General features: G+C 69.4%; 26 protein-coding genes. 15 read left to right on the forward strand and 11 right to left on the reverse strand.

Annotation, left to right across the window (positions count from 1 at the left end; translation table 11 throughout):
* The first annotated feature begins 4 nt into the window (after window positions 1-4).
* The 12 genes from KA217_07035 to KA217_07090 all read left to right on the forward strand — a co-directional run bounded on the left by KA217_07035 (window position 5) and on the right by KA217_07090 (window position 10252).
* Window positions 5-568, forward strand: a complete 564-nt coding sequence (locus KA217_07035) for a sigma-E factor negative regulatory protein (protein MBP7712202.1) — start codon at window positions 5-7, stop codon at window positions 566-568.
* Window positions 555-1568: a MucB/RseB C-terminal domain-containing protein gene (locus KA217_07040; GenBank protein MBP7712203.1), complete on the forward strand. Its 1014-nt coding sequence runs from the start codon at window positions 555-557 to the stop codon at window positions 1566-1568. The genes KA217_07035 and KA217_07040 overlap by 14 nt, the downstream gene beginning before the upstream one ends.
* Window positions 1565-2023: a SoxR reducing system RseC family protein gene (locus tag KA217_07045; protein MBP7712204.1), complete on the forward strand. Its 459-nt coding sequence runs from the start codon at window positions 1565-1567 to the stop codon at window positions 2021-2023. The genes KA217_07040 and KA217_07045 overlap by 4 nt, the downstream gene beginning before the upstream one ends.
* 71 nt (window positions 2024-2094) lie before the next feature.
* Window positions 2095-3546 (forward strand): DegQ family serine endoprotease, encoded by a 1452-nt coding sequence (locus tag KA217_07050; protein ID MBP7712205.1) that lies wholly within the window; start codon window positions 2095-2097, stop codon window positions 3544-3546.
* A gap of 171 nt (window positions 3547-3717) precedes the next feature.
* Complete coding sequence (gene lepA, locus KA217_07055; GenBank protein ID MBP7712206.1) at window positions 3718-5514, forward strand: translation elongation factor 4; 1797 nt, start codon at window positions 3718-3720, stop codon at window positions 5512-5514.
* Window positions 5511-6305, forward strand: coding sequence for a signal peptidase I (lepB, locus tag KA217_07060; GenBank protein ID MBP7712207.1), 795 nt, complete (start codon window positions 5511-5513; stop codon window positions 6303-6305). Before lepA ends, lepB begins: the two co-directional genes overlap by 4 nt.
* A 49-nt stretch (window positions 6306-6354) precedes the next feature.
* Window positions 6355-6738 carry a DUF4845 domain-containing protein gene (locus KA217_07065; protein ID MBP7712208.1) on the forward strand — a complete coding sequence of 128 codons (384 nt, stop codon included), beginning with the start codon at window positions 6355-6357 and terminating at the stop codon, window positions 6736-6738.
* A gap of 7 nt (window positions 6739-6745) precedes the next feature.
* A complete protein-coding gene (gene rnc, locus KA217_07070) occupies window positions 6746-7453 on the forward strand; it encodes a ribonuclease III (GenBank protein MBP7712209.1) in 708 nt (235 codons plus the stop codon).
* Window positions 7454-7472: 19 nt separating this feature from the next.
* Window positions 7473-8375, forward strand: a complete 903-nt coding sequence (gene era, locus KA217_07075) for a GTPase Era (GenBank protein ID MBP7712210.1) — start codon at window positions 7473-7475, stop codon at window positions 8373-8375.
* Between the two features lie 7 nt (window positions 8376-8382).
* Window positions 8383-9096, forward strand: coding sequence for a DNA repair protein RecO (recO, locus tag KA217_07080; GenBank protein MBP7712211.1), 714 nt, complete (start codon window positions 8383-8385; stop codon window positions 9094-9096).
* A gap of 20 nt (window positions 9097-9116) precedes the next feature.
* Entirely contained in the window at window positions 9117-9857 is a 741-nt protein-coding gene (gene pdxJ / locus KA217_07085) for a pyridoxine 5'-phosphate synthase (GenBank protein ID MBP7712212.1), read from the forward strand.
* Window positions 9854-10252 carry a holo-ACP synthase gene (locus tag KA217_07090; GenBank protein MBP7712213.1) on the forward strand — a complete coding sequence of 133 codons (399 nt, stop codon included), beginning with the start codon at window positions 9854-9856 and terminating at the stop codon, window positions 10250-10252. Before pdxJ ends, KA217_07090 begins: the two co-directional genes overlap by 4 nt.
* A 126-nt stretch (window positions 10253-10378) precedes the next feature.
* Here the strand turns inward: KA217_07090 and rne are convergent, their stop codons facing one another.
* Window positions 10379-12871: a ribonuclease E gene (rne, locus tag KA217_07095; protein ID MBP7712214.1), complete on the reverse strand. Its 2493-nt coding sequence runs from the start codon at window positions 12869-12871 to the stop codon at window positions 10379-10381.
* A gap of 371 nt (window positions 12872-13242) precedes the next feature.
* Here rne and rluC point away from each other — a divergent pair, with 371 nt between their 5' ends.
* The 3 genes from rluC to KA217_07110 are packed head-to-tail and all read left to right on the forward strand — an operon-like array spanning window position 13243 to window position 15841.
* A complete protein-coding gene (gene rluC / locus KA217_07100; protein MBP7712215.1) occupies window positions 13243-14202 on the forward strand; it encodes a 23S rRNA pseudouridine(955/2504/2580) synthase RluC in 960 nt (319 codons plus the stop codon).
* Complete coding sequence (locus KA217_07105) at window positions 14199-14873, forward strand: HAD-IA family hydrolase (GenBank protein ID MBP7712216.1); 675 nt, start codon at window positions 14199-14201, stop codon at window positions 14871-14873. The genes rluC and KA217_07105 overlap by 4 nt, the downstream gene beginning before the upstream one ends.
* On the forward strand, window positions 14870-15841 hold the full coding sequence (locus tag KA217_07110; protein MBP7712217.1) for a S49 family peptidase: 972 nt from the start codon (window positions 14870-14872) through the stop codon (window positions 15839-15841). The genes KA217_07105 and KA217_07110 overlap by 4 nt, the downstream gene beginning before the upstream one ends.
* 78 nt (window positions 15842-15919) lie before the next feature.
* Here KA217_07110 and maf read toward each other — a convergent pair whose 3' ends face one another.
* The 10 genes from maf to KA217_07160 all read right to left on the reverse strand — a co-directional run bounded on the left by maf (window position 15920) and on the right by KA217_07160 (window position 25575).
* Window positions 15920-16507 (reverse strand): septum formation inhibitor Maf, encoded by a 588-nt coding sequence (maf, locus tag KA217_07115; GenBank protein MBP7712218.1) that lies wholly within the window; start codon window positions 16505-16507, stop codon window positions 15920-15922.
* A 34-nt stretch (window positions 16508-16541) separates the two neighbouring features.
* The gene (gene oadA, locus KA217_07120) at window positions 16542-18368 is read right to left on the reverse strand and encodes a sodium-extruding oxaloacetate decarboxylase subunit alpha (protein MBP7712219.1); all 1827 of its coding nucleotides are present in this window, start codon (window positions 18366-18368) and stop codon (window positions 16542-16544) included.
* A gap of 14 nt (window positions 18369-18382) precedes the next feature.
* A complete protein-coding gene (locus KA217_07125) occupies window positions 18383-19801 on the reverse strand; it encodes an acetyl-CoA carboxylase biotin carboxylase subunit (protein MBP7712220.1) in 1419 nt (472 codons plus the stop codon).
* Window positions 19802-19958: 157 nt separating this feature from the next.
* Entirely contained in the window at window positions 19959-21227 is a 1269-nt protein-coding gene (gene ccmI, locus KA217_07130) for a c-type cytochrome biogenesis protein CcmI (protein MBP7712221.1), read from the reverse strand.
* Window positions 21224-21685, reverse strand: a complete 462-nt coding sequence (locus KA217_07135; GenBank protein MBP7712222.1) for a cytochrome c-type biogenesis protein CcmH — start codon at window positions 21683-21685, stop codon at window positions 21224-21226. The genes ccmI and KA217_07135 overlap by 4 nt, the downstream gene beginning before the upstream one ends.
* A gap of 12 nt (window positions 21686-21697) precedes the next feature.
* A complete protein-coding gene (locus KA217_07140; protein MBP7712223.1) occupies window positions 21698-22225 on the reverse strand; it encodes a DsbE family thiol:disulfide interchange protein in 528 nt (175 codons plus the stop codon).
* The gene (locus KA217_07145) at window positions 22225-24213 is read right to left on the reverse strand and encodes a heme lyase CcmF/NrfE family subunit (GenBank protein ID MBP7712224.1); all 1989 of its coding nucleotides are present in this window, start codon (window positions 24211-24213) and stop codon (window positions 22225-22227) included. Before KA217_07145 ends, KA217_07140 begins: the two co-directional genes overlap by 1 nt.
* A complete protein-coding gene (gene ccmE / locus KA217_07150; GenBank protein ID MBP7712225.1) occupies window positions 24210-24674 on the reverse strand; it encodes a cytochrome c maturation protein CcmE in 465 nt (154 codons plus the stop codon). Before ccmE ends, KA217_07145 begins: the two co-directional genes overlap by 4 nt.
* Window positions 24671-24844 carry a heme exporter protein CcmD gene (gene ccmD, locus KA217_07155; GenBank protein MBP7712226.1) on the reverse strand — a complete coding sequence of 58 codons (174 nt, stop codon included), beginning with the start codon at window positions 24842-24844 and terminating at the stop codon, window positions 24671-24673. Before ccmD ends, ccmE begins: the two co-directional genes overlap by 4 nt.
* Window positions 24841-25575, reverse strand: coding sequence for a heme ABC transporter permease (locus tag KA217_07160; protein ID MBP7712227.1), 735 nt, complete (start codon window positions 25573-25575; stop codon window positions 24841-24843). Before KA217_07160 ends, ccmD begins: the two co-directional genes overlap by 4 nt.
* Window positions 25576-25580 lie beyond the last annotated feature (5 nt).

Here is a 25580-nt window from a genome sequence, read left to right on the forward strand (position 1 = left end):
CGTCATGACCGAGGTCAATCACGAGCGGATATCGGCACTGGTCGATGGTGAGCTCGGCCGGGCCGAAGCCCTGTCGTTGCTGAGCCGGATCGAGGGCGACCCCGACTTGCGGCGAGTCTGGGAGCGCTATCACCGCATCGGGGACGCCGTGCGGGCCCAGCCGGCTCCCTCCATTCCCGCCGGGCAGCTCCTCGATCGGGTCCGGATGGCGGTCGCAGCCGAGCCGACGCTGTACCGATTCCCCACCTTGCGCCGGGGGGCCTTGCGGCCGCTGGCGGGGCTCGCCCTCGCGGCGTCGGTCGCGGTGGTGGCCGTCCTCGGGGTTCGCTCCTTCCTCGACGACCCGGGGCTCGGGGCCGGCGCGGTCGCGCAACGGGATGCGGCGCCGGAGCTGGGCGTGCCGCTCCAGGCCGGGCCGGGACTGGGTCTCGTTTCGGCGCGCGAGGCGTCGGGGCTGATGGACGCGCGGCTGAGCCGTTACGTGATCAATCACAGCGAGCTCGCGGGACCGAACGTGCACGGAATGCTGCCCTACGCCAGGATCGTCGCCCACGATGCGGGACGGTAGAGACAACGCCCCAGGCGCCGGTCCTCTGCGCCGGCTCTGGATAGGGATCACCCTGGCGCTGGCCGCCCAACTGGCCGCCGCCAGCTCGGCCGGGGACCAGGACCCCTCGTGGTGGCTCGAGCGCATGCCCGTGGCCGCCCGGACCCTGAACTACGACGGCGTATTCGTGTATCGGCACGCCGGTGGGATGGAGACCATCCGCGTGATTCACCGGGTGGTCGACGGCAATGAACAGGAGAGACTGACCTCCCTCGACGGTGACCGGCGCGAGGTCCTGCGGGGCCCCGATCGCGTCACGTGCATCTGGTCGGGCAACAAATCCGTGCTGGTCGACGAGAGCCGCAGGCGCGGGTTGCTCGGGAGCGCCCTGTTCCAGGCCGACGACCGGCTGCGCCAGCAGTACCGGCTGGAGATGGGGGGGCAGGCCCGGATCGCGGGGCGCGCCGCGCGGGAACTCCGGGTGGCGCCGGTGGACGAGTTCCGCTACGGGTACCGCCTGTGGCTGGACGTGGGCAGTGCCCTGCTCCTCAAGGCCCAGTTGCTCGATGAAAAGGCTGCGGTTCTCGAGGAGCTCCTGTTCACGCGGATCGAACTGCCCGAGGAGATCCCCGACAACGTCCTCGAGCCCGAGGTCGCCAGCGAGGGGTTCGACCGGCACACCACTGCCGGCCCGGCGGCGCCGGCCCCGGCCCCGAAGACGGCCCCGCCGCACTGGGCGGTGGGCTGGGTACCCCCGGGGTTTCATGAGACGGGTTACTCGAGAGAGCCCCTGGCGGGCGGGCAGACGCCGGTGGATCACCTCGTTTTCAGCGATGGGCTCGCAGCATTCTCCGTCTACGTGGAGCGGGTCACCGGGGACCGCAAGCCGTTCGAGGGGCTCTCCCAGATGGGTGCGCTCACGGCCTACGGAAAGCGGCTCGGGGAGTTCCAGGTCACGGTCGTCGGAGACGTGCCGCGGGTCACGGTGGACCGCGTCGGCCGCTCGGTGCAGAGGCGATGACGGCGGCGCTCGAGGAGGTCGCGACTGTCGTGGCAGTCGACGGGGACTTCGTCCTGCTCGAGGTGGAGCGGGGCGGGGGCTGCGGGGCTTGCGCCCTGAAGGGCTCGTGCGGGGTCAGCGCGCTCTCCTCGGCCTTCGGGCACCGGGCGGTGGAATTGCGCCTGCGCAACACGCTTGGCGCGTGTGCCGGGGAAAAGGTGCTGCTCTCGATTGACGAGACGGCAGTCGCCCGGGGCTCGGCGACGGTATACGCTGTGCCTTTGACGGGGCTCGTGGCCGGGGCAGGCATCGGCCACTGGCTCGGCACTCGGTTCGGCCTTTCGCTGGATGGAATGGCGGCCATGGGGGGGCTCCTCGGGCTCCTGCTCGGGGCTGCCCTCGCCTGGTGGATTGGCAAGGGTGCAAGGGGCGATGCGCGCTTCGAGCCCGTGCTCCGGCGCCGGCTACCGGGCTGAGCGAAGGGCCGCGGATTTCGATCAGGGGCGTCGGCGGCGACGCCCGGACAGGAGGCGGGGAGCCAGAAGAGATGAAAGCGATTCGAGCCGTAAACGCAGGTGTGGCGCGTGTCGCGCTGTTGCTGGTGGGGATGGCGGCTGCCGTTCCCGTGACGCATGCCCGGGACGGTCTGCCCGAGTTCACGTGGCTCGTGGACAAGTACGGTCCGGCCGTGGTGAACATCTCCACGACCCAGAGCAAGGCGTCGCCCCACGGCCTGCCCAAGGGGCTGGAGCTGCCGAAGGGACTCGAGATCCCCGACATCCCCGAGGACAGCCCCTTCTATGAATTCTTCCGCCGGTTCTTCGGAGAGGGCGGCCAGCCGGAGGAGTTCGACGCTCAGTCGCTCGGTTCGGGCTTCATCATCTCCAGCGATGGCTTCATCCTGACCAACCACCACGTCGTACGCTCCGCCGACGAGGTGGTGGTGCGGCTGACTGACCGGCGGGAGCTCACCGCGGAGGTCGTGGGCAGCGACGAGCGCAGCGACGTGGCGCTGCTGAAGGTCAAGGCCACAGACTTGCCGACGGTGAAGCTCGGTACTTCGGCGAAGCTCCGGGTCGGCGAGTGGGTGCTCGCCATCGGCTCGCCCTTCGGCTTCGACTACTCCGCGACCGCCGGGATCGTGAGCGCCATGGGGCGCAGTCTCCCCTCCGAGAACTACGTTCCCTTCATCCAGACGGACGTGGCCATCAACCCGGGGAATTCGGGCGGCCCGCTCTTCAACCTGGAAGGGGAGGTGGTCGGGGTCAACTCGCAGATCTACAGCCGCACGGGTGGTTTCATGGGGCTGTCGTTCGCGATTCCCATCGACGTGGCCGTGGACGTCGTCGACCAGTTGAAGGGCCAGGGACGGGTGAGCAGGGGCTGGCTCGGCGTTCTCATCCAGGACGTCAACCGCGAGCTCGCGGAGTCTTTCGGGATGGACCGCCCGCGCGGCGCCCTGGTCGCGCGCGTGCTGCCATCCAGCCCGGCGAGCGAGGCCGGATTCCAGGTCGGAGACATCGTGCTGGAGTTCGACGGCAAGGCGGTGGTGCAGTCATCGGACCTTCCGCCCATCGTCGGCAAGGCGCGGGTCGGAGTCCGGGCACCGGTCAAGGTGCTGCGCGAGGGCAAGCCCGTTCAGTTGTCCGTGACCATCGCGGAGCTGCCCGAGGAGAAGGAAGTCCGGGCGCGTTCCGGGGGACCGGGGGGGCCCGCCACGGATTCGCGCCTCGGGCTCACGGTGCAGGAGTTGACTCGCGAGCAGCGTGAGGAGCTCGAGGTCAAGGAGGGCGGGGTGCTCGTTACGCAGGTCGCCGACGGTCCGGCGCATCGCGCCGGTGTGCGGCAAGGGGACGTGCTGCTGATGCTGAACGGCGTCCAGCTGAAAGGAACGGCACACTTCCGCGAGTTGGCCGGCGGCCTGCCGTCCGACCGCTCGGTGCCGCTGCTGGTGCAGCGGCGTGGAAACCCGCTGTTCCTCGCGCTCAAGTTGCGCTGAGCGCGGCAGGGGCTTGCCCCCGGGCCTGCCGCCGGAGCCTTTCCGGTGGCGGGCCCCTGGGTTACACTTCCCGGGTCTGGTCCTTCGCTGGGCCGCGGGACAGCGCCGGAAGAGCGGTCTGAGCACGAGAGACCGGGAAAAGGGCGTCCATGGCGCCCTTTTTTTCGTTGCATGGATCACATTCGAAACTTCTCAATCATCGCCCACATCGATCACGGCAAGTCGACCCTTGCCGATCGCCTGATCGAGTCGTGCGGTGGACTCAGCCGGAGGGAGATGGCGGCGCAGGTTCTCGACTCGATGGACCTCGAGCGGGAGCGCGGAATCACGATCAAGGCCCAGAGTGTCACGCTCAGCTACAAGGCGCGCGACGGCCGGGTGTACGAACTGAACATCATCGACACCCCGGGCCACGTCGATTTCTCCTATGAGGTCTCCCGTTCGCTCGCCGCCTGCGAGGGGGCGCTGCTGGTCGTCGACGCGGCTCAGGGCGTAGAGGCGCAGAGCGTCGCCAACTGCTACAAGGCGATCGAGCAGGGCCTCGAAGTGGTGCCGGTGCTCAACAAGATCGACCTGCCCGCCGCGGAGCCGGCGCGAGTCATCCAGGAGATCGAAGAGATCATCGGGATCGAGGCGCAGAACGCCCTGCGGGTGAGCGCCAAGACCGGGGAGGGGGTGCCCGACCTGCTCGAGGCCATCCTCGTGCGGATCCCGCCTCCGGTGGGCAATCCCGACGGCCCGCTCAAGGCTCTCATCGTGGATTCCTGGTTCGACAACTACCTGGGCGTCGTGTCGCTCATTCGTGTCGTCGACGGGCGGGTGACGGCCGGGCAGCGCGTGCGGGTCATGGCGACCGGTGTCTCGGCCGAGGTTGGAAAGCTCGGAATCTTCGCTCCGAAGCCGCGCGACCGGACGGTCCTCGAGACGGGAGAGGTCGGGTTCATGGTCGCGGGGATCAAGGACATCCACGGGGCGCCGGTCGGGGACACCATCACCGACGACCGCCGTCCCGCCCAGGCGCCGCTCCCCGGCTTCAAGGCTGTAAAGCCCCAGGTCTTCGCTGGCCTCTACCCGGTTGACTCCGCGGACTACGAGGCCTTTCGTGAGGCGCTCGGCAAGCTGCGCCTGAACGACTCCGCGCTGCAGTACGAGCCGGAGAACTCCCAGGCGCTCGGCTTCGGGTTCCGGTGCGGTTTCCTCGGGCTGCTGCACATGGACATCGTCCAGGAGCGGCTCGAGCGTGAGTACCATCTGGACCTGATCACCTCGGCACCGACGGTTGTCTACGAGGTGGTCACCACCGGGGGCGAAACCCTGCGCGTGGAGAACCCGGCGGACCTCCCCGCGGCGAATCGCATCGCAGAGATTCGGGAGCCGATCGTGCAGGCGAACATGCTGATGCCGCCCGAGCACCTCGGCAACGTCATCAATCTCTGCATCGAGAAGCGGGGTGTCCAGCGCTCGCTCCAGTATCTCGGCCGGCAGGTTGCGTTGGTGTACGAACTGCCTCTGAGCGAAGTCGTGCTCGACTTCTTCGACCGGCTCAAGTCGCTCAGCCGGGGCTACGCCTCGCTGGATTACCAATTCGTCCGTTTCCAGGCCGCGGACCTGGTGAAGCTCGACATCCTGGTGAACGCCGAGCGGGTGGACGCCCTGTCGATCATCGTGCACCGCGACCAGGCCTTCGCGCGCGGGCGAGACCTCTGCGAGCGCATGCGGGAGATCATCCCGCGCCAGATGTACGAGGTCGCAATCCAGGCGGCGATCGGGTCCCACATCGTGGCCCGCCAGTCGGTGAAGGCCCTGCGCAAGAACGTCACGGCGAAGTGCTACGGTGGAGACGTGACCCGCAAGCGCAAGCTGCTGGAGAAGCAGAAGGCGGGTAAGCGCAGGATGAAGCAATTCGGCAAGATCGAGATCCCGCAGGAGGCGTTTCTCGCCGTCCTGCAGGTCGGGAAGAAGACATGAAGATCGATTTCGCGACGTTGCTGTTCGGTTTCGTTCTGGCGAGTGGCGTCCTCTGGCTGCTCGACGCCGTGTCGTTCGCGCCTGCGCGGCGCCGCAGGGCCGAGGCAAGCGGCAGGCCGATGCCGCCGCGGCCCCGTCTGTTCGAATACGCACGGTCGTTCTTTCCCATCTTCCTGGCCGTTCTGCTCCTGAGGTCGTTCCTGGTCGAGCCGTTCCGCATCCCGTCCGGGTCCATGTTGCCCACCCTGCTCATCGGGGACTTCATCCTGGTGAACAAGTTCACCTACGGGATCCGGCTGCCGGTCGTGGACCGCAAGGTCTTCGAGATCGGTAGTCCACAGCGGGGCGACATCGTGGTGTTCCGCTACCCGGAAGACCCCTCCGTGCCTTTCATCAAACGGGTGGTCGGTCTGCCCGGGGACCGTATCGGGTACTTCCACAAGACCCTGTACGTGAACGGCAAGGAAGTCGCGCAGGAGCCCGCCGGAACCTATCGAGGGAGCGGATCGGGTGCCGTGATGAGCGGCGCCGACGTTCGTCGCGAGGCGCTGCAGCCGGTGGTCCACGAGATCCTGGTGCAGCCGTCGGCCCCGTCGGTGGAAGGAGAGATGGTCGTGCCGGACGGCCACTACTTCGTGATGGGGGACAATCGCGACAACAGCCGCGACAGCCGGTACTGGGGCACGGTACCGGACGCCAACCTCATCGGAAAGGCCTTTCTCATCTGGTTCAGTTGGGACTGGGCCGGCGGGGAGATCAACCTCGGCCGGGTCGGCAACCCCGTTCGGTAACCCGTGGCGAGGCGCGGAAGACCGCGCTCAGGATGCATCGGAGGACGACATGAATACGCTGCGTAAACAGATGGGCATGACGGTGATCGGCTGGGTCTTGACGCTCGTGGTGCTGGCCTTCGGGGTGCTCTTCGTGCTGCGGCTCGTGCCCCTGTACACGGAGAGCTTCAAGATCGACCAAGCCCTCAGCTCCATCATCCGCGACCCGTCCACGGCGGACAGCAGCCGCGCCGAGATCGTCAAGAGATTCGTGGCGCGCATGAGCATCGACGACGTGGACCGCTTCGACAGTGAGGAGAAGGTCAAGGATTCCCTCACGGTGGAGAAGGGCAACGGGCGCACCGTCATCCGGATGCAGTACCAGACGCTCGCGCCGCTGGTCGGGAATCTCTCGATTCTCGCCGACTGGGACAAGGAGGTCAGCCGTCCGTAGGACGGACATGGCCCGCGGCCGGCTGGTGTCGCAGCTCGCCCCCCGGTTCGCGCGGCCGGAGCTCCTCGAGCGCGCCTTGACCCACCGCAGCGCCGGGGGAGACCACAACGAACGGCTGGAGTTTCTCGGCGACGCGGTGCTCGGCTTCCTCGTCAGCGAGGAGCTGTTCCGGCGCTTCGGGGATGCCTGCGAGGGAGACCTGACCCGTCTGAGGGCCCGCCTCGTGCGGGAGTCGACGCTCGCAGACCTCGCCAGGGGCGGGGGGCTTGGCGAGGACCTGAGGCTCGGGGGCGGGGAGCTCAAGAGTGGTGGGCGCAATCGTGATTCGATCCTCGCCGACGCCCTCGAGGCGGTGATCGGAGCGGTCTACCTGGACGCAGGGGTCGACGGGTGCCGCGAGCTCGTGCTCGGCCTCTACGCAGACCTGCTCGCCGGCATCGAGCCGGGGCAGATCGAGAAGGACCCGAAGACCCGCCTGCAGGAATGGCTCCAGGGGAGGCGCCTGCCGCTCCCCACGTACGCCGTCACCCGCGTGACGGGCGACGCCCACGACCAGGTCTTCGCCGTCGTGTGCGAGGTGCAGGGGCTCGGGCTCTTCGCCGCGGGTGAAGGGGCGAGCCGACGGGGGGCGGAGCAGGTTGCGGCGGGGCACCTGCTCGCCCAACTGGCAGGCTCTCCTCCGGGGCGGGGCGGTGCTCCCCGCGACGAGCGTTAGAGGGCGGGGCGAGCGGCCGATGGATACGGACGACAGGGTGACGAGGTGTGGGTTCGTGGCCATCGTCGGCCGCCCGAACGTGGGCAAGTCGACCCTGCTGAACCACCTGGTCGGACAGAAGGTCAGCATCACGTCCTCCAAGCCCCAGACGACCCGTCACCGGGTCATCGGCATCAAGACGGCGCAGGGTGCCCAGGCCATCTACGTCGACACGCCGGGTCTGCACGGGGGCCGGGGGCGCGCCATCGATCGGGCCATGAGCCGGGCGGCCCTGGGCGCCCTGCAGGACGTGGACCTCGTGGTCTTCGTCGTCGAGGCCCTGCGTTGGACTGGGGACGATGCACGGGTCGCGGAGCGGTTGCGGGATCTCCGCGTTCCCGCCATCCTGGCGGTCAACAAGGTGGACCGGGTCGAGCGAAAGGAGGACCTGCTGCCCTACCTGGAAGAGTTGGGTACGCGCGGCTCCTTCGCGGAGGTCATCCCGGTCTCGGCGCGCGCGGGCATCCAGCTCGACGTCCTGGAGCGTGAGGTCGGGTGTCGCCTTCCGGAGTCCGCCCCGCTCTTCTCGACGGACCAAGTGACGGACCGCAGCGAGCGTTTTCTCGCCGGGGAGATCATCCGTGAGAAGCTGATGCGCCGGCTGGGGCAGGAGGTCCCGTACCGTCTGACGGTCGAGATCGAGCGCTTCTCGGAAGAGGGCGTGACTACGAAGATCGACGCCGTCATCTGGGTCGAGACGCCCGGCCAGAAGGCCATCGTCATCGGGGCCGAAGGCAAGATGTTGAAGGCGGTGGGTGCGGAGGCGCGCGCGGACATCGAGCGCATGCTCGAGAAGCGGGTCTATCTTGGTCTCTGGGTGAAGGTCCGGGAGGGGTGGTCGGACGACGACCGGGCGCTGCGCCAGTTGGGGTACGACGGATAGCGTTCCCATGCGCGCACAGCTCGAGCCGGCCTACGTCCTGCACCGCAGGCCTTACCGGGAGACGAGCCTGCTGGTCGAGGCGCTGACGCGGGAACACGGCCGGATCGGCCTCGTGGCGCGCGGGGCCCAGGGGGAGCGCTCGCGCCTGAGGGGAACGCTGCAGCCCTTCGTCCCGCTGCTCCTCTCCTGGAGCGGGCAGCAGGAGTTGATGTCCCTGACCGGGGCCGAGGGCGCAGGGGGTGGAACGCTTCCGGCCCGGGCGCTTCTCTCGGGCTTCTACCTGAACGAGCTCCTGATCCGCCTGCTGCCCCGCCTCGATCCCCACCCTGCGATCTACGACGCGTACGCCGAGGCCCTGGCCGGCCTTGCACGGCGCGAGGTGGAGGAGGCGGTCCTGCGGGTCTTCGAGAAGCGGCTCCTGGGCTCTCTCGGCTACGGGCTGGTCCTCGGTGGCGCCGACTGCACCGGCAACCCCCTCGACCCCGAGGGCACGTACCGCTACCAGGTGGAGACGGGGGCCATCCCGGGCGACTCGAGCGGCGAAGGGGTGACCGTCCGGGGGGCCACCCTGTTGGCGGTGGCCGAAGAGCGGGTCAGCGATCAGCGGTCGGCGCGGGAGGCCAAGCAACTCATGCGCTACGTGCTTCGGCACTATCTGGGGGACCGCCCGCTGGAGAGCCGGTCCCTCTTTCGCAGGCCGGGCGAGGGGCAGGAGACGTGAGGGACATGGGGGGAGACGCGGTGTCGGAGAGGGACGAGATCCTGCTGGGCGTGAACGTCGACCACGTGGCGACCCTCCGTCAGACCCGGGGAACGCGCTATCCGGATCCGGTCCAGGCGGCGATCGACGCGGAGCAGGCCGGGGCCGACGGGGTCACCGTTCATCTGCGGGAGGACCGGCGGCACATCCAGGTGCGCGACCTGGAGGTCCTGCGAGAGGTCCTGCTGACCCGGATGAACCTGGAGATGGCTGTCACCGCCGACGGCCTGGCGGTGGCCGAGCGGATTCGCCCGGCCGACTGCTGCCTGGTGCCGGAGCGCCGGGAGGAGCTCACGACCGAGGGTGGGCTCGACGTCGCGGGAAATCTCGCGGCGGTGCGCGACGCCTGCCAGCGCCTGGCGGCTGCGGGGGTGCGCACGTCGCTCTTCATCGACCCGGACCCCCGTCAGGTCGAGGCGTCCCTGCAGGCCGGAGCCCCCGTCGTCGAGGTGCACACCGGGAGGTTCGCCGACGCCCGGGACCGCGCCGAGCAAGCCCGAGAGCTCGCCCGCATCGGGAGCGTGGCCGCCTTGGCGCGAACCGCTGGCCTGCAGGTGAACGCGGGGCACGGCCTGAACTACCAGAACGTCCAGGCGGTCGCCGCCATCCCCGAGGTGTGCGAACTGAACATCGGGCACGCCATCATCGCCCGGGCGCTCTTCACCGGCATCGGCGAGGCGGTGCGTGAGATGAAGCGGCTGATGCGGGAGGCCCGCCGGTGATCCTGGGCATCGGCGTGGACGTCGTGCGGGTCTCGCGGATGCAGTCGATCGTGGACCGCTTCGGCGGGCGCTTCCCACAGCGCATCCTGACGGGGGAGGAGTTGGAGGAGCTGCCGGGCAGGCGCCGCTCCGCACCGTTCCTCGCCAAGCGGTTCGCCGCCAAGGAGGCCCTGGTCAAGGCCCTCGGTACCGGTTTCCGCTTCGGCGTCGGCCCGCGCGACATCGGGGTGCGCCACGACCCGCTGGGACGGCCGTATCTCGTCTTCTCCGCCGTGGCCCAGGGGCTGCTCGATGCGCGCGGTGTCGCCGAGAGTCACCTCAGTCTCGCGGACGAGGAAGACCTGGCCGTCGCCTTCGTGACCCTCCTGAGGCAGCTCCAGGACTCCAACCCCTGAGGGGCTGCGGGACCACCGGGCGAGATGGGCCGCGGTTCCGTCGGACACCACGTACAGGGCGGGCATGGCGTGACGCCAGGCCCGCTTGCACGGCTGTTTCGCGGACGTCTGCCGGCTTCGCCGGTCTCAGGCCCCCGATTCCGAGGAGCGGTCCGGGCTCGACGATGCCCCCCCGGAGGCTGTGCCGGGTCCCTCGGAGGTAGCGCTTCGCTCCACGGGTGGGGGTGAAGGTGGCGCGGATTCGACCCGCGCGCGGGGCGCGGCCGGTTCGCCCTGGGCCTCGCTCGCCGCCGGGGCCGGTCGCTCGGCTGGACGGTGAGGGGGTGCGGCCTCTGCCTCACCACTGTCGGCGGGAGAGGCATCGGGCGTGGATGCGCCAGGAGTCGCCCCCTCGACGCGACGACGGCCACGCCCGCGGCGGCTGCCCCGGTGGGAGCGTGGGGGCCGCCCGGTCTCCGTTGGCCTTCCCGCCTCGGCGCCTTCCGCTGCCGTAGCCTCGGGGGGCGGAGCGAGCTCCACCCGTTCCTCGGTGTCGAGGCTGCGCTCGGGCACCGCAGGCGGCGCAGCCGCTGGTGCCGCTGGTGCCGCTGGTGCCGCCGCAGCCGCAGCGGAACCAGCGCCGGCCTCTGAGGCTGTCGGCCGTGGTGGCGGGGCCGTGCGTTCCCGTTCCCTTCTGGCGGGGGGCTCGCGCGTCGAGGTCCCTCCCCGCGGGGGTGTGGATTCCCGGTCCCGGGCGGGGGCGGACTCACGGGGGGGCAGGTTGTCCCGAACGGACTCCGTGCCCCGCGGGGGACGCTGACGCCCGCCGCGCCGAGCACCCCCAGTGCGTGAGCCGGGCCCTTCCTGGCGTCCCCGGCGCGGCTCCTCCGGGCGAGTCCGCGGGCGCGCCGAGGGGCGCTCTTGCTCTTCTGTCTCGCCCGGGCCCCCGGCGCCGCCGAAGACCGCGCTCCACAAGCGGCGGATGAAGCCGGGGCGCACCTCGCCCGCGGGTTCCCGGGGCGGCGGCGTGGGTGCCTGGGGAAGCACGGCCTTCACCGCCGGCTCTTCCATGCGGGCCCGCGCCGGCGAGGTCACGAACTCCGGTGTCTCCTCGGGCTGGGCCGCCAGTTGATAGCTCGGTTGGCTGTACACGCCGTGCTCGGTCTCGTCTTCCCGGACCCGCTGGATGTCGTATTGCGGGGTCTCGAGCCGCGTGTTGGGGACCAGGACGACGTGGACCTCGTGGCGCCTCTCCACGTCCTGGATGGCCGCACGCTTCTCGTTCAGGAGGTAGGTGGCGACGTCGACAGGAACCTGTGCCAGCACCCGCCCCGTCTTCTCCTTCATCGCCTCCTCCTCGAGGATGCGCAGGATGGAGAGGGCGAGCGACTCGAGGCTGCGGATCGTGCCCTGACCGTTGCAGCGTGGGCACACGATCTGGCTGGATTCCCCGAGCGAGGACCGCAGGCGCTGGCGCGACATCTCCAGCAGCCCGAAACGGGAGATGCGCCCGATCTGGACGCGGGCCCGGTCCATCGTCAGGGCGTCCTTCAGACGGTTCTCCACCTCCCGCTGGTTGCGCGCGGGGGTCATGTCGATGAAGTCGATCACGATGAGGCCGCCCAGGTCGCGCAGGCGCAATTGGCGGGCGACCTCGTCGGCGGCCTCGAGGTTGGTCTGCAGGGCCGTCTCCTCGATGTCCGCGCCCTTGGTCGCACGGGCCGAGTTGATGTCGACCGACACGAGGGCCTCGGTGTGGTCGAATACCACGGCGCCCCCGGAGGGCAGGCGCACCTCGCGCCGGTAGGCTGATTCGATCTGGCTCTCGATCTGGTAGCGCGTGAACAGCGGAACGGGGTCCTGGTAGAGCTTGACCTTGCGCACGTTGTCCGGCATCACGTGCCGGATGAAGTCGAGGGCGTTCTCGTAGACCCCGGGGTCATCGACCAGGATCTCGTTGATGTCCTGCCGGTAATAGTCCCGGATCGCGCGGATGATGATGTTGCTCTCCTGGTGCACGAGGAACGGCGCTGGGCGTGCGTCGCTCGCCTCTTCGATGGCGCGCCAGAGGTGCAACAGGTAGTCGAGGTCCCACTGCAGCTCCTCGTTGCTGCGGCCCACGCCGGCGGTGCGCACGATGAGCCCCATCCCGGTGGGAACGTCGAGGTTGCTCAGCAGCTCCCGTAACTCGTCCCTCTCTTCTCCCTCGATACGCCGGGAGACCCCGCCGGCCCTCGGGTTGTTTGGCATGAGGACCAGGTAGCGCCCGGCGAGGCTGACGAAGGTGGTGAGTGCCGCTCCCTTGTTGCCCCGTTCCTCCTTGTCCACCTGGACCAGAAGCTCCTGCCCCTCCTCGAGGAGCTCGCTCAGCTTCATCCGGCCCGTGTCGGCGCCCTCCTTCTCGAGGAAGTAGCTGCGGGCGATCTCCTTCACGGGCAGGAATCCGTGCCGGGACGCCCCGTACTCGACGAAGGCCGCCTCCAGGCTCGGCTCGAGGCGGGTGATCCGTCCCTTGTAGATGTTGGCCTTCTTCTTCTCACGGGAAGGCACCTCGATGTCCAGGTCGTACAGGCGTTGACCGTCGACCAGGGCCACGCGCAGCTCTTCGGGCTGCGTGGCATTGATGAGCATGCGTTTCATGAAACCGTTTACCCTCGGTCGGGTGCTCGACAAGCATCCAACCGGCAAGAGGACTCCGCGTCACCCGGCGCACGGCCTGGCACGAGGGAGGGCATGTCCGGGGGAGACGGGCGCGCGGGGCGGATGCCGGCTGCGGATGGCGCGCGAGCAGATTGCAGCCGGGATTTGATCGTTCTTACCCTGACCCGGTATGCCACCACGCTCACGGGGCGCATCGGGCGACATCGGAATCCTGTGCGAGTCCTCGGGGTCACGGGAAGCTACGGCGCCGACCGCGGCGTCGCCCAGTTCCCCCGCCGGCCAGGAAATCCCTGGCAATTCCAGACTATAGCAACGTTGGGGGTGGCCGGCAAACTACGTATCATTGGCGAATGGAGACGCAAGAGCAGTCGCAGCCCGAAGGGGCCTACCGGTTGGTGGTGGAGGTCGACGCGGGAGGGCAGCGGGTCGACAACTTCCTTCGCGCCCGGCTGAAGGGCGTTCCGAAGAGCCTCATCTACCGAATCCTGCGGACCGGGGAGGTGCGCGTCAATCGCGGCCGGGTCCGGCCGGACCATCGGCTGGAGGCCGGTGACGTCGTCCGCGTCCCGCCGCTGCGCCGCGGTCAGGAGACGGGCAAGACGCCACCCGACGGGCGTGCGACCCGCCTGCTGCGCGAGAGGGTCCTGTTCGAGGACCGGTCGCTCCTGGTCCTGGACAAGCCCGCAGGACTCGCCGTGCACGGCGGCAGCGGCCTGTCCTTCGGGGTGATCGAGGCCCTGCGGGCCTTGCGTCCCGAGGCCCCCTTTCTCGAACTGGTTCACCGGCTCGACCGGGAGACCTCCGGGTGTCTCATGGTGGCGAAGCGGCGGCCAACCCTGAGGGCCCTGCACGCGCTCCTGCGCTCGGGGGAGGTGACGAAGACCTACACGGCCCTCCTGGTCGGCAGGCTCGAGGGTCCCCGCGAGGTGCAGGCCCCCCTGCGCAAGAACGTGCTGCAGTCGGGCGAGCGGGTCGTGCGCACGAGCGAGGAGGGAAAGGCGGCCTTCACGCGGCTCGAGCCCATCGCCCACGGACCGGAGGTCACCCTGGTCCGGGCCACGCCGCTCACGGGACGCACGCACCAGATCCGGGTCCACGCGGCCGAGACGGGCCACCCGGTGGCGGGAGACCTGAAGTACGGGGACCCGGACCGCAATCGCGCGCTCCGGGCGAAAGGGCTGCGTCGGCTCTTCCTCCACGCCCACTCCCTGCGCTTCCGGCACCCCGACAGCGGGGAGCCCGTCGAGGTCACGGCCCCGCTACCCGAGGAGCTGCGTGGGGTCCTGAAGGCCCTCGGGGTATCGCAGTGAAGACCTTCCGGCTCCTCGTCTTCGACTGGGACGGCACCCTCATGGACTCCGAGGACCGCATCGTCGGCTCGGCGAAGGGGGCCATGACCGACCTGGGGCTCGAGCCCCGCAGCGACGAGGCCATCCGCGACATCATCGGCCTCGGTCTGCGCGAGGCGATGCAGGTGCTGTATCCGGAACTGCACCCGGAGACACACACCGCGCTGGTCGAGCGCTACCGGGTCCGCTTCCTGGCCGAGGGGGGGATCCCCATGCCCCTGTTCCCGGGTGCCCACGAGACCCTGACCGCCCTGCGCCGGGAGGGGTACCTGCTCGCCGTGGCCACGGGTAAGGGTCGCCGCGGCCTGGACCACGTGCTCGCCGAGTCCGGTCTCGCTCCGCTGTTCGCAGCCACGCGTTGCGCCGACGAGACGCGATCGAAACCCCACCCGCAGATGCTGCTCGAGCTGATGGCCACGCTGGGCACGGGGCCGGACGAGACACTCATGATCGGCGACAGCGAATACGACCTGCAGATGGCGCTCGAGGCGGGCGTTCCGTCGCTCGGGGTGAGCTACGGGGTGAAGGACTGCGAGCGTTTGCTAGACTACCGCCCGCTCGCGTGCCTCGATGCGATCGACGAACTGCCGGCATGGCTCGATGCCTGGCGCCTGAACGGGGGAGAGCGATGACCGATGCGGCGGATACGGAGAAGGGGGGCGGGGAGCGGCGCTCTCCGGGCTGGGAGCGGGACCTCCTGGAACGACTGGCATTCGCTTCCCTCCAGGAGCAGCGCCGCGCAAGGCGCTGGGGGATCTTCTTCAAGTTCCTGGTCGTCGCCTACGTGGTGGCCCTCGCATGGGTGTACTGGCCCAGTGATCTCGAGGCGCTCGGCACTACGAAGCACACGGCCCTCGTCGACGTCGAAGGGGTGATCGCCGAGCACGCCCGCGGCGGCGCCAGCATCGTCAATCGCAGCCTGAAGGCCGCGTTCGAGGACCGGAACGCCAAGGGCGTCATCCTTCGCATCAACAGCCCGGGCGGCAGCCCCGTGCAGGCAGAGGCCATCTATCAGGAGGTCCGGCGCCTGAAGGAGAAACACCCGGACCTCCCCGTCTACGCCGTGATCACGGACATCTGTGCCTCGGGCGGCTACTACGTCGCGGCCGCCGCCGATCGCATCTACGCCGACCCGTCGAGCATCGTGGGCTCGATTGGCGTCAGGATGGACGGATTCGGCTTCGTCCGGGCCATGGAGAAGGTCGGCGTCGAGCGCCGCCTGCTGACCTCCGGAGAGCACAAGGCCCTGTTCGACCCGTTCTCACCCGCAAACCCCGTCGAGACCCAGCATCTCGAGAAGATGCTGGAGGAAATCCACGAGCGCTTCATCGCCCGCGTCCGCGAGGGGCGGGGCTCGCGGCTCGTCGAGGACGACCAGTTGTTCAGTGGCCTCATCTGGACCGGGGCACGGGGCAAGGACCTGGGGCTGGTCGACGAGCTGGCCAGTACCGAGCACGTGGCGCGCGAGGTGATCGGGGCCGAGAAGATCGTCAACCACACCGCCAAGCCCGATTACCTGGAACGGCTGGTGGACCGCTTCGGCGTCGCCCTGGGCGAAGGGTTCTCGGCAGTGCTCGGAGCGACCCCCGGGGTGCGCTGACGGGAAGGGGGCCTCGACAGAGGGTGGAGCGTTCCGCCAGGAACCGTGGGAGCACCGCGCACCCGCGCGCGGCGCGGGTCAATCCAGGGTGAGCACGTCCACTCCGGCCTCGGCCAGCATCGCCGTGAGTCGGATGAGGGGCAGCCCGACCAGTGCGGTCGGGTCCTCACCCTCGATGCGTTCGAAGAGCGCGATCCCCAGACCCTCGGATTTGAAGCTGCCCGCCGCGTCGTAGGGCCGTTCCCGCTCCAGGTAGCGCTCGATCTGGGCAGCGCCGAGCACCCGGAACACGACCCTGGAGGGCACCAGGTCCACGCTCGCCGTCCCCGAGGCGGCGTCCAGCAGGCAGAGGCCCGTGAGGAATACCACCGGTCTGCCCGAGGCCCGCGTCAGTTGCGCCACGGCGGCCTCGTGCGTCCCGGGCTTTCCCAGCCGCTCCCCGTCCAGCACCGCCACCTGGTCGGACCCGACGATGAGGGCGTCCGGAAAGGCCGCGGCCACCGCCCGCGCCTTCGACTCGGCAAGCCGGCGCACGAGGGCCGCAGGGTGCTCCCCGGTGATGGGCGACTCTTCGACTCGGGGGGCGGCCGCCTCGAAACGCAGGCCCAGGCGGTCCATGAGCTCACGCCGGTAGGGCGAGGTCGAGGCGAGCACGATCCTGCGCATGAGCAATCCCCGGAGCGACGGGTAGGGGCCGGGCTCAGGCCGCGGGCTGGATCTCGATCAGCGCCTCGTCCGGGTTGACGCTGTCGCCCTTGACCACGTGCACCGCTGCCACGGATCCAGCGATGGGTGCCTGCAGCTCGGTCTCCATCTTCATGGCCTCCGTGACGATCACCGGGTCACCCGCCCGGACCGCGTCACCGACCCGCACGAGCACCTCCACGATCGTGGCCGGCATGGAGGTCGTGACATCCCCCTGCTTGCTGGCACGGGGGCGCTTGCTTCCGCGATGGGCGGCCGCCACGCCTGCGCTGGGCTCGGCGGAGACCTCCTGCAGGGACTCCATCATGACCTCTTCGGGCATGCCGTCGACGGTCAGATAGAACGGGCGCTTCTCCTGGGTGCGATGCCCCGTGCCACGGATCTGGATGTGATAGGTCTCCCCGTGGACCGTGACGTTGAACTCGGTGGGGATCGTTCCCTGGGGCCGCTGGCCGGGCCTGACTGGCTCGAGCGGCTCAGGGACCAGACGACCGGCGCGGCGCGCATCCAGGTACTCGCGGGCCAGGTCCGGGAACATCGCGAAGGTGAGGACGTCCCCCTCGCTCTGGGCGAGGTCCCCGACCTGGGTGCGCAGGCGCTCCATCTCCGGCTCGATCAGGTCGGCCGGGCGGCAGTCGATGACCGACCGGCCCCCGATCGCCAGCTTGCGCACGACCTCGTTGACCGGCCCCGGCGCGCGGCCGTAACGCCCCTCCAGGTAGAGCTTCGTCTCGTTGGTGACGATCTTGTACCGCTCGCCGTTCAGCACGTTGATGACCGCCTGGGTCCCCACGATCTGGGAGGTCGGGGTCACGAGGGGCGGGTAGCCGAGGTCGGCGCGCACCCGGGGGATCTCCTCGAGCACCGCATTGATCTTCTGCAGCGCCCCCTGGTCCCGGAGTTGTTGAACCAGATTCGAGGTCATTCCCCCAGGGACTTGATTTACCTGCACTCTCGTGTCAAGTCCAGTGAACTCGCTCTCGAAGTGCTGGTACTTCCTGCGGGACTCGTAGAAGTAGAAGCCGATCTCCTGCAGGAGCGCGAGGTCGAGCCCCGTGTCCCACTCCGTGTCACGCAATGCCGCAACCATGCTCTCGGTGGCGGGGTGGCTCGTGCCCCCGGACAGGGACGAGATCGCGGTGTCGATGTGCCGGCAACCCGCCTCGATCGCCTTGAACTGGCACATCTCCGCCAGGCCGGCCGTCGCGTGGGAGTGCACCTGGATAGGGACCCCGACCGAGCGCACCAGCGCCCGCACCAGGGTCTCGCTGGAACGCGGCGTGAGCAGGCCCGCCATGTCCTTGATGGCGATGCTCTGGCACCCCATCTCCTCGAGCTCGCGGGCCATCTCGACGAACTGCTCGATGCTGTGGACGGGACTCGTCGTGTAGGCGATCGCCCCCTGCGCGTGCTTTCCGGTGGCCCGCACCGCCTCGACCGCCGTGCGCAGGTTCCGGGTGTCGTTCAGGGCGTCGAAGATGCGGAAGACGTCGATCCCGTTCTCGGCCGCCCGGGCTACGAAAGCACGCACCACGTCGTCGGAGTAGTGCCGGTAGCCCACCAGGTTCTGCCCCCGCAGGAGCATCTGCAGGCGGGTGTTGGGCAGCGCCCGGCGCAGCTGCTTCAGCCGGTCCCAGGGGTCTTCCTTCAGGAACCGGATGCAGGAATCGAAGGTGGCCCCACCCCAGACCTCGAGAGACCAGAAACCGACCCGGTCGAGCTTGGGGCAGACGGGCAGCATGTCGGCCGTGCGCATCCGGGTCGCGAGGAGGGACTGGTGCGCATCGCGCAGGCTGGTATCGGTGATGTACACGCGGGACATGGCGCAGTCCTCTCTCAGTACCCGAGGTGAGCGGCGATGGCGGCCGCGAAGGCCGCCGCCATTTCCTGGGCCGGCCTCTGAACGGAGTAGTCGAGCAGCTCCGGGTGATTCTCGATGAAGCTGGTGTCGAAACGGCCTGCGCGGAACTCGGGCACCTGCAAGATGCGCTGGTGGAACGGGATGGTGGTCTTGACCCCCCCGAGCCCGAGGTCCTTCAGCGCCCGGCCCGAGCGGTCCAGGACCTCCTCCCAGGACAGCGCCCACACCGAGAGCTTCACGCAGAGCGAATCGTAATAGGGCGGGATCTCGTAGCCCGTGTAAATGCCCCCATCGGTGCGCACCCCGGGTCCGCCCGGTGCGTAGTAACGCGTGATGCAACCAAAGCTCGGGAGGAAGTCGTTCTTCGGGTCCTCCGCGTTGATGCGGAACTGCACGGAGTATCCCCGCCGCGTGATCTCCTCCTGCCGGAAGGGCAGGGGCTCGTCGTTGGCGATGCGGATCTGCGCCTTCACGATGTCGATGCCGGTGATCTGCTCGGTCACGGTGTGCTCGACCTGCAGCCGGGTGTTCATCTCCATGAAGTAGACCTGGCCGTCCTGGTCCAGGAGGAATTCCACGGTGCCGGCGTTCGTGTAGCCGACGGCCGCAGCCGCCCGTACCGCATACACCCCGAGCCGCTGACGAACGTCGTCGGCCAACTGGGGCGAGGGGGCGATTTCGAGCAGTTTCTGGTGGCGGCGCTGGATCGAGCAGTCGCGCTCGAAGAGATGGACGATGTGCCCGAAGTGGTCCGCCAGGATCTGAACCTCGATGTGGCGAGGGTTGATGATGGCCTTCTCGAGGAAGACCTCAGCCGCGCCGAACGCCTTGCGGGCCTCCGAGACCACCCGGTCGAAGTGCCGCCGAAGGTCCTCCGGCGTGTTGCAGCGGCGGATGCCGCGCCCGCCACCGCCCGAGGTCGCCTTCAGCATCACCGGGTAGCCCACCTCTTCGGCCACCCCGAGGGCGTCCTCGAGCGAATCCAGGTTGCGGTCGCTGCCCGGAATCACCGGGACACCGGCGGCACGCATGCTCCGACGGGCCTCGGTCTTGTCACCCATCCGGCGGATGACGTCCGGCGTGGGGCCGATGAACCGCACCCCGCGGGCCTCGCAGGCCTCCGCAAGCAGGGGATTCTCCGAGAGGAACCCGTAGCCAGGGTGAAGGGCGTCGCAACCCGCCGCGACGGCGAGGTTGACGAGTCGGTGTACGTTCAAGTACCCCGCGACGGACTCGGGGCCGATGTTGTAGGCCTCGTCGGCCTTTTTGACGTGGAGGGCGTGGCGGTCAGCGTCGGTGTACACCGCGACGGGCTTGATGCCCATCTCGTTGCAGGCCCGCACCACTCTTACCGCGATCTCCCCGCGGTTGGCGATCAGGATCTTGCCGAACATCGAAGCCCTTTCGTGGGTGACTGGCTGGAGCAGGCGGGCCGGAGGGGATGCCCCGGCGCCGCGCACGCGCGAACCCTCGCAGCCGGGGCTGGCGGGCAAAGCGGTTTATCGTAGCACCGGATGCCGGCCGTCTGCGAGGTGGCCCCGGGCTGACCGCTCAGATCGGGTGGTCGATACGGACGTCCACCGTGGGGGATGCGGCAGGGGATACCGCCTCGCTCTGCCCCTCCAGGTCCCCGGTCTGGGGTATCGCATTCCCCGAACGGGAGACCCGCGCCCCCACGACGACCTGCGGGATCGCGGAGAGCTTTGCGCCCCCGCTCATCACCGCCCGGTCGTCCAGGGTAACCGTCAGGGGCAACTCGGCCGCCGTGTGCCGCACGATGGCGAGCGGCATGCGCGCACCTTCCGCCGGGCGTGCGTACACGAACACCGCATCCCCCGCGGCGACGCGGTCCTGGAGCTCGGGCGCCAGGGTGACCCGCACGGTCACCGCGGCCGGGGCGAGCACGGCCACAGCCGGGGTCGTCTGTGCCTCAGGAACCGAGGGGGCGGGCGCGGCCTCGGAGGAGGTCTCCGGTGGGGCGACCTGCTTGCGGGCCTCGACGAGATACTGCGCGACCGTGGCCTTCTCCTCTGCGCTCGTGACGACCTGCTCGAGGGTCTCCCAGTAGCCTATGGCCTCGGCGTACTGCTGACGCTGCGAGGCGGCCAGCCCCGAGAGCCAGAGCGCGGTGGGGGCCCGGGAGTCGATGGCCAAGACCTCGTGCAGGATCTCCTCCGGCTTCCCGCTCAGGTCGCCGTCGTTCGCGAGGGCCGTCGCCTCGGCCAGGCGCGTCAGCACCTCGGCGTCCCGGGGCGCGAGGCGGGCGGCCGCCCCGAAGGCCTCCCGCGCCTCGGCGAAACGCTCGAGGGCGTTGTAAGAGCGGCCGAGCATCACCCAGCCCTGCAGGTTGTTCGGGTCCTCCTGCAGCTTGCGAATGAGACCGGCGATCAGGTCGGTCATGGAATGCTCGCCGGGCACACCCCGGGCGCCTGCGGCGCTCTGGGGGGCCTCGAGCGTGCCCTGGAGTGCCGCCGGCGTCCCGAGCTCCGCGTAGAGCCAGATGGCGCTCGCGGGAATCGCGAGGGCCACCAGGACGGCAGCCCAGCGGGGCGCCTGGCGCGTGGCGCGCGTGCCGCTGCGGACCTCGCTGTCCCGGAGAAGGTCCCGCTCGATCTCGAGGCGTGCCTCCTGGGCCTGGTCGCGGCCGAGCTCGCCATCCGATTCCTGCTGCTCGAGCTCGGCGACCCGGTCCCGGTGCACCGCGAGGTTCAGCCGGTCCCGGTGGGCCTCCACCGCCCTCGCACGGCCGAGCAACGGTGGCAGGACGAGGGCCAGGGCCACCACCAGCATCGCGGCGGCGCTCAAGAGGAAAACTGTCATGGGTCCACCGCCTTCCCGGCGAGCAGCTCCCGGGCCTTCTTCTCCTCATCCGCGGACAGGGCCGCCCCCTGGGTGCGCCCGGCCCTGCGGCGCACGTGGAGGAGGGCCAGCACGGCGCCCAGTGTCACCAGCACCGCGGGCCCGAACCAGAGCAGGGCGGTCGTGACCGTCACGGGTGGCCGGTAGAGCACGAAGTCCCCGTAGCGGCCGACCATGAACTCCACGATCTCGTCGTCGCTGCGGCCCGCCTGGATCATCTCGTAGGTCTGGTCCCGAAGGTCCCTGGCGAGCTCCGCGTCGGATTCCGCCAGGTTCTGATTCTGGCAGACGAGGCAGCGCAGCTCGGCGATGAGCGCGCGGTACCTCGCCTCCTGCTCGGGGCGATCGAAGGCTCGCGGCTCCACCCCGGCCGCGCCGGCGGCCAGGGCGAAGGAGAGCAGCAACAGTGCGGGGAGGATTCTCTTCACGGTTCAATCCGCCGTCTGGAGCCTTTGAATGAGCGGTTGGAGCGTCTTCTCCCAGTTCTCGGGAGTCACCGGGCCGGTGAGCTTGTGCCGAATGACGCCCTTGCGGTCGATGACAAAGGTCTCCGGCACGCCGTAGACACCCCACTCGATCCCGACGCGCCCGTCCTCGTCGAAGGCACTTGCGACATAGGGGTCGCCGAACGTCGTGAGCCAGCGACGGGCATCCTGCCGGGTATCCTTGTAGTTCAACCCGTAGACGGGGACGCTGCCCTTGCGCGCCAGTTCCACCAGGAGGGGGTGCTCCTGCCGGCAGGAGACGCACCAACTGGCCCAAACGTTGAGCAGGGTGACCTTGCCGGAAAAGTCTTCGGTGCCCACCGATTTCGCCGGGTCGGCGACCGTGGGCAGACGGAACACGGGAGCGGGCTTGCCGATGAGCGGAGAGGGGACCTCCCGAGGATTCAGGGTCAGCCCGACACCCAGAAAGACCAGGAGGACCAGGAACAGCCCGAGTGCGACGTAACGTCCCATCAGTGTTTCCCCGCGAGGGCGAGCCTGGACGATCCCCTGGCGCCCGGCTGCCGCGCAGCCTCGGCCAGGAGGCGGTAGCGCCGGTCGGTGGCAGCGAGGAGGCCGCCCAGCCCCATCAGCACCGAGCCCCACCAGATCCACTGGATGAATGGCTTGTTGTAGACCCGCAAGCTCCACGATTCACCCTGGGCCGCCTCGCCGAGGGCTACGTAGATATCTCGCGTGAGACGCGAACGGATGGCCGCCTCGGTCATCGAATGGGACTGGGAGGCGTACTGGCGCTTCTCCGGGTGCAGGGTCGTCACCTCCCGGCCGTCCCGGGTGACCCGCACGGTGCCCTGGGTCGCGAGGTAATTCGGTCCGGGCAGGCGGGTGACCCCCTCGAAACGGAAGTCGTAATCCCCGACCTTGACGCTGTCGCCGACGCCCATGTTCACGTCCCGTTCCTTGCTGTACGTGGAGCTGACGGCGATCCCGAGCGTCAGCACCGCGACCCCCACGTGCGCGACGACCATCCCCAGATAGGCACGGGGAAGGGCGAACAGGCCGGACAACCCCCCGTGCCTGCGAAGCCTTCGGGCAAGGGCCGCTCCCGCCGTCAGGAGGACCCAGAGGGCGAGCACGGTGGAGAGGATGACGCCGACCACGGTCCCCCCGCCCAACAGCACGACCAGCGCCGTGCCGAGCGCCACGGCCGCCGCGGCCGTGGGCCAGAGGGCGCGGGCGAGAGCGGAAGTGCTGTCCTCTTTCCACCGCACCAGCGGACCGAGCCCGAGGAGCAGCACGAGCGGCAGGGCCAGAGGGACGAACACGCTGTTGAAGTACGGTGGCCCCACGGAGATCTTGCCGAGTCCCAGGGCATCCATGAACAGCGGGTACAGGGTGCCCAGCAGGATGCTGGCCGAGGCCGCGACGAGGACGACGTTGTTCAGGAGCAGCAACGTCTCGCGGGACATCAGCTCGAAGCTCCCCCCGCCGGCGACGGCCGGTGCCCGCCAGGCGTACAGGAGTAGCGAGCCACCGACCACGGCCGCCAGGAAGATGAGGATGAACACCCCCCGGGCGGGATCGCTGGCGAACGCGTGGACCGAGACCAGCACGCCCGAGCGCACGAGAAAGGTGCCCAGCAGGCTCAGCGAGAAGGCGAAGATGGCGAGGAGCACCGTCCAGGCCTTGAACGCCCCGCGCTTCTCGGTGACCGCGAGGGAGTGCAGCAGCCCGGTGGCGACGAGCCATGGCATCAGGGATGCGTTCTCGACAGGGTCCCAGAACCACCACCCGCCCCAGCCAAGCTCGTAATAGGACCACCAGCTGCCGAGCGCAATCCCGAGGGTCAGGAAGACCCAGGCCACCAGGGTCCAGGGGCGTGACCAGCGCACCCATGCAGCGTCCACCCGCCCCTCCATCAGCGCGGCCACCGCGAAGGCGAAGGGCACGACCAGCCCGACGTAGCCCATGTAGAGCATCGGCGGGTGCAGCGCGAGGCCCGGGTCCTGGAGCAGGGGGTTCAGCTCCCGGCCCTGCGTCGGGACGGGGACCAGGCGGTCGAAGGGGTTCGACGTGAGGAGCATGAAGAGCAGGAAGCCGATGCTCACCAGGCCGCACGTGGCGACGACCCGGGCCACGAGCTCGTCCGGCAGTCCCCGGCGGAACGTGCTGACCCCCACGGACCACAGGGCGAGCAGGAGCGCCCAGAGCAGGAGTGACCCCTCGTGCGCGCCCCAGACCGCTGAGACGCGATAGACCAGGGGCTGGTCGGTGTTGGAGTTGTGGGCCACGTAGGCCACGGAGAAGTCGCTGACGATGAACGAGTAGGTGAGGGTGCCGAAGGCCACGAGCAGGAGCAGGAGCTGCGCCCGCGCCGCGGGCACGGCAGTCGCCACCCACCCCGGGATGCCGCGGGCGGTCCCGATCAGCGGCAGAACGCCCTGCACTGCGGCGACCCCAAGCGCGAGAATCAGCGCGAAGTGACCGATTTCCGGGATCACGGCAGGCGGCCCGTGCGGCCCGTCACGGCAGCGGGTCCCGCGCCAGCGGTCTTCAGCGCGTCGGCCACCTCCGGGGGCATGTAGTTCTCGTCGTGCTTGGCGAGGACCTCGTCGGCGGCGAACCGGCCGTCCGGTCCGAGCTTGCCGAGGGCTACGGTCCCCTGCCCCTCGCGGAACAGGTCGGGAAGGATCCCGGAGTAGGTCACCGGGACCCGGTGGGCCGTGTCGGTGATCGCGAAGTCGACCGTCAGCCCGTCACCGTGACGCTTCAGGCTGCCAGTCTCCACGAGCCCGCCCAGGCGGAACGTGTGGCCGATGGGTGCCTCCCCCGCGCTGACCTGGGTGGGGCTGAAGAAATAGAGCATGTTCTGGCGAAAGGCCGTGAACGCGAGGGCTGCCGCGGCGCCGACGCCGAGCAGGATCGCGCCGACCAGGGCCACGCGCTTCTTTGTCGATTTCATACGGTCCTCCTGGCACGCCGGGCGCGCCGCTGCAGGTCCCGGCGGACCCGGCGCTGGCACGCAACGGCGGCGATCAGATTGCCGGCGAGCACGGCGAATGCCACCCCGTAGGCAGTCCACACGTAGAACGCGTACCCGCCCATGTGCAGGAACGACGCGATGCCCGTCATGACCGCGTGACCTCCTCGGCCCACGGACTCTCGCGCTCCCGCGACAGCAGGTCGCAACGGGCGCGCATTAAGACCGTGGTCGCATAGAAAAGTTTGAACCCGAGCGCCATGACCAGCAGGGGGATGAGCATGCTCAGGTGGATCGAGGGCGAATCGAGCTTCGTCACCGTAGATCCCTGGTGCAGCGTGTTCCACCACATCACGGAGTAGTGGATGATGGGGATGTTCACGACCCCGACGAGCGAGAGCACCGCCGCGGCACGCCCCGCATTGCGCCGGTCCTCGATGGCCGAGCGCAGGGCGATGATCCCGAGATAGAGGAAGAGCAGGACGAGCTCCGAGGTGAGCCTCGCGTCCCACACCCACCAGGCGCCCCACATGGGCTTGCCCCAGACGGCGCCGGTCACCAGGGCGAGGAAGGTGAAGGAGGCCCCGATGGGGGCGCTGGCGCCCGCGAGCACGTCCGCGACCTTGTGGTTCCAGACGAGGAAGACCGCGCCGGCGATGGCCATGACCACGTAGATGAACATGGACATCCAGGCGCTCGGGACGTGCACGAAGATGATCCGGAAGGCATCCCCCTGCTGGTAGTCGGCGGGGGAGAAGCCCAGCCCGCCCACGAGGCCCGCGGCGATCAGGAGCGCCGTGAGCACCGCGAGCCAGGGAACGAGCCGGCCCGCGAGGCGGTAGAAGTGGGGGGGCGAGGCAATCCGCTGAAGCCAAGTCCACATGGATT

This window comes from Gammaproteobacteria bacterium, assembly GCA_017999615.1.
Lineage (GTDB): Bacteria > Pseudomonadota > Gammaproteobacteria > JAABTG01 > JAABTG01 > JAGNLM01.